Raw genomic sequence first — 2719 nt, forward strand, 5'->3', positions numbered from 1 at the left:
GTGTATGGGGGTCATTCGCCGGTCCTCCTGGTGCGGAAGTAGCGGGTGGGGATGTTGGCTTTCTGGTCGCCGTCTTTGCGGTGCATGTGGCCGTCTTTGTGGTGTTTCTCGAGGCGGCGTCGGGCTTTCTCGCGTTGGGCGTCGGTGGGTTCCTCGGTTTCGAAGAGAGCTGCGGCTGCGTCTCGTGCGGTGAGGCCTGCGGGGCTTGCGGCGGCGAGCTTGAGGAGGTCGACGGAGTGGAAGATCGCGGTTCGGCCGGCGGAGTGGTCGTGGAGCAGCCTGAGTGGCCCGATGGTGTCGGCGGGCTGCTTGAGGTGGTGGAGGGTCACGAGGGGGTCGCCGGTCGTGCCGGTCAGCAGGAGGACGGAGCCGGAGCCGCTTGTGATCCACGTGGAGCCGTAGATGTCGTCCAGCGTCGGGGTGGCCGCCTTGGCGCCGTTGAGGGCCTTGCGGTTGTGGTGGAGCTCGATGACCTGGACTCCGGCTGCGATGGCCTTCTGGCGCGCTCGGTTCCAGCCTGCGCCGACTTCGTCGTCGGTGAGGCCGAGTGCGGCGTCCTTGAGGCTGTCGACGATGACGGTGTCTGCTTCGTAGGCCTGGCACATCTCGGTCAGGGTGGTGGGGTGCTTGGCGAGGTCGTACGGCGGCGGTCCGCTCCAGATGGCGAGCATCTCGTCGAGGTGGGCGCGGTGCTCTTCGTCGACCATGCGGCGCATGGAGCGCTTGATCTGGTTCGGGCGGTCCATCGCGAGGTAGAGGGTGCGTTGGTTTCCGGGGGTGATCGGGTAGCCGATGAGGTCCTCGTAGCCTGGGAGTCCGCAGCGACCGAGTGCGACCTGCTGCGCGAGGGTGCTCTTACCAAGGCCTTGCGAGCCCGCGATGATGAGGGATTCGCCATCGGCGAGGAGTACGTCGTCGCCGGTTCCCCAAAGTGCGGTTGGGGTGGCTTCGCCGTCGAGGATGAACGCGCCGCCGGGCTTCCATCCTGCGAGTCGGCGATAGACGCTGTCAGGCTCTGGCTCCCCGTTGGGCTCGCCGGAGTCGACGACAGGGGGCGGGGTCTGGGCGTGCGAGGCACCGTCTGAGTCCGGAGGTTCACGGGTCCACCACGGTTCAGCCGTCATGCGGCGTGTCCTCGCACTTCGTCTTCGAGCGCATCGCGCAGTTCTGCCTCGGAGTGCCACGCGAGGGCGGCCCGGGCCCGGCAGGCGTTGGCGAGCTCGGTGAGTCGGTTCCAGCGCTCTTGGCGCTCCTCGGGGGTGACGTGCGCCGGCACGAAGTCCTCTGGCCGCGGACGAGCCCATTCGTAAAGCTCGGCGCGGTGGATCCAACCTGCAGCGCTCGCGTCGTCCCAGGCGTCCTGGATGACGCGGTAAGCGAAGTGGTGGCCGTTGTCGGGCGTCCGCATCTACTTCACCAGCCAGAGGTGGCGGCGCCCGGCGGGGGCCTCTGCACCTTCGAAGCGCCTGACCCAGGTCGACAGCGTCTGGCGGTCTCCGGTGAAGATCACGCGCACACCGCGGCGGAGGGCCGCGTCGATGCTGGCCCCGAGCCGTGTGCAGGGGCTCCAGACGTTGTCGAGGAGCAGGACGTGAGCTGTGGCGACGTCTATCACGACCACCTCGCCCGACGACGTGCGGTCGAGGATGGCGCGCAGAGCTTGTCGGTACGACTCGGGGTGGTTCATCCCGAATCGCCAGGCAGCAGCGTCACGCTGGTCAAGCAGCGGGTGGAGTGTCATCCTGAGTTCCTCCGGTGCTCTTGGTGAGGGCATGGACGGTGGCGATGGTCGGGCTGGCGGGCCCGGCCTCGCTGTCTGCCTGGGGCAGACCGATGACCTGGGCGGCGATGTCGGCCGGGATCCCGTACGTCTCGGTGAGGAGCCGGAAGGTCGGGATGCGCGTCGTGCCGCAGACCTTGATCGCGGGAAGGTCGCCGTTCTTCACCGCGGCGTACGTCGAGTCCCGCCCAGCGCCGCTGAGCTCGAGGTACTCGCGGACCGTGAGGCTCAGGCGACCCCGCAGGTCCTCGAGCTTCATGCGGCAATCACCCTCTGGAGTTCCGCGAGGATCCGGGCGTACCGCACACGCTCAGCGCCGCGAGGCACTCGCGTGCCGGCCTCCCACCGCGCCAGCGTGACTCGGTGTACGTCCACCTCGCGCGCCAGGCGATCCTGGGTGACGCCGGCAGCTTCGCGGATCCGCCGAGCCTCGTTGGGGCGCGGCAGTCCACGGGATTCGATCACCTCTGCGATCAGGTCAGTCATCATCGGCACCTCTTTGTCACTCTGTCGGTGACATGAAGGCTTCCCGCCTACTGAAAGCAGAATCAAGCAGTTCCGCGGGTCCGTCCGTACCGCGTTACGCCGCGGGCTATGAAACAGTTCCGCGGATGGTTGCCATTCGGCGACAACCGCGGCTACATTGACGGCGTGGATAGCGACGAAGACGAGCTGTGGGAGCAGGCGCGCGAGCTCTTGGAGCTCCACCTCGGCCCCGACGCCAACGCGCGCGAAGAGTTCACGCGCGTTATGGGCGTACATCCGAGCGAAGCATCACGAGGCGAGCTCCGGTGGGCCATAGAGCACTTGCAAGCGAACCAATGGGGTGTCCCCAGCAGCTACACGTTCCGATGGGAGGAGGATGCAGCCGATGGGTGGGTAACTGTGGCTAGCGGGCCTGGCTTGTCGCAGCCTCTCCAGATCCGGGTGGGCATGCAG

At 67.5% G+C, this 2719-nt stretch carries 6 protein-coding genes; 1 reads left to right on the top strand and 5 read right to left on the bottom strand.

Annotated features, from left to right (window positions below; translation table 11 throughout):
- Positions 1-11: 11 nt before the first annotated feature.
- From VLF38_RS06820 to VLF38_RS06840, 5 genes are read right to left on the bottom strand one after another with little or no spacing between them, the layout of a single operon-like run.
- The gene (locus tag VLF38_RS06820; protein WP_325270526.1) at positions 12-1124 is read right to left on the bottom strand and encodes an AAA family ATPase; all 1113 of its coding nucleotides are present in this window, start codon (positions 1122-1124) and stop codon (positions 12-14) included.
- Positions 1121-1408 carry a hypothetical protein gene (locus VLF38_RS06825; protein WP_325270527.1) on the bottom strand — a complete coding sequence of 96 codons (288 nt, stop codon included), beginning with the start codon at positions 1406-1408 and terminating at the stop codon, positions 1121-1123. The genes VLF38_RS06820 and VLF38_RS06825 overlap by 4 nt, the downstream gene beginning before the upstream one ends.
- Positions 1409-1741, bottom strand: coding sequence for a hypothetical protein (locus tag VLF38_RS06830; RefSeq protein WP_325270528.1), 333 nt, complete (start codon positions 1739-1741; stop codon positions 1409-1411).
- Positions 1719-2039, bottom strand: coding sequence for a hypothetical protein (locus tag VLF38_RS06835; RefSeq protein WP_325270529.1), 321 nt, complete (start codon positions 2037-2039; stop codon positions 1719-1721). The genes VLF38_RS06830 and VLF38_RS06835 overlap by 23 nt, the downstream gene beginning before the upstream one ends.
- Positions 2036-2266, bottom strand: coding sequence for a helix-turn-helix transcriptional regulator (locus VLF38_RS06840; protein ID WP_325270530.1), 231 nt, complete (start codon positions 2264-2266; stop codon positions 2036-2038). Before VLF38_RS06840 ends, VLF38_RS06835 begins: the two co-directional genes overlap by 4 nt.
- A 165-nt stretch (positions 2267-2431) precedes the next feature.
- Here VLF38_RS06840 and VLF38_RS06845 point away from each other — a divergent pair.
- The coding region (locus VLF38_RS06845) for a hypothetical protein (protein WP_325270531.1) at positions 2432-2719 on the top strand (288 nt) is incomplete at its 3' end.

Source organism: Nocardioides sp. (assembly GCF_035481145.1).
Taxonomy (GTDB): Bacteria; Actinomycetota; Actinomycetes; order Propionibacteriales; family Nocardioidaceae; genus Nocardioides.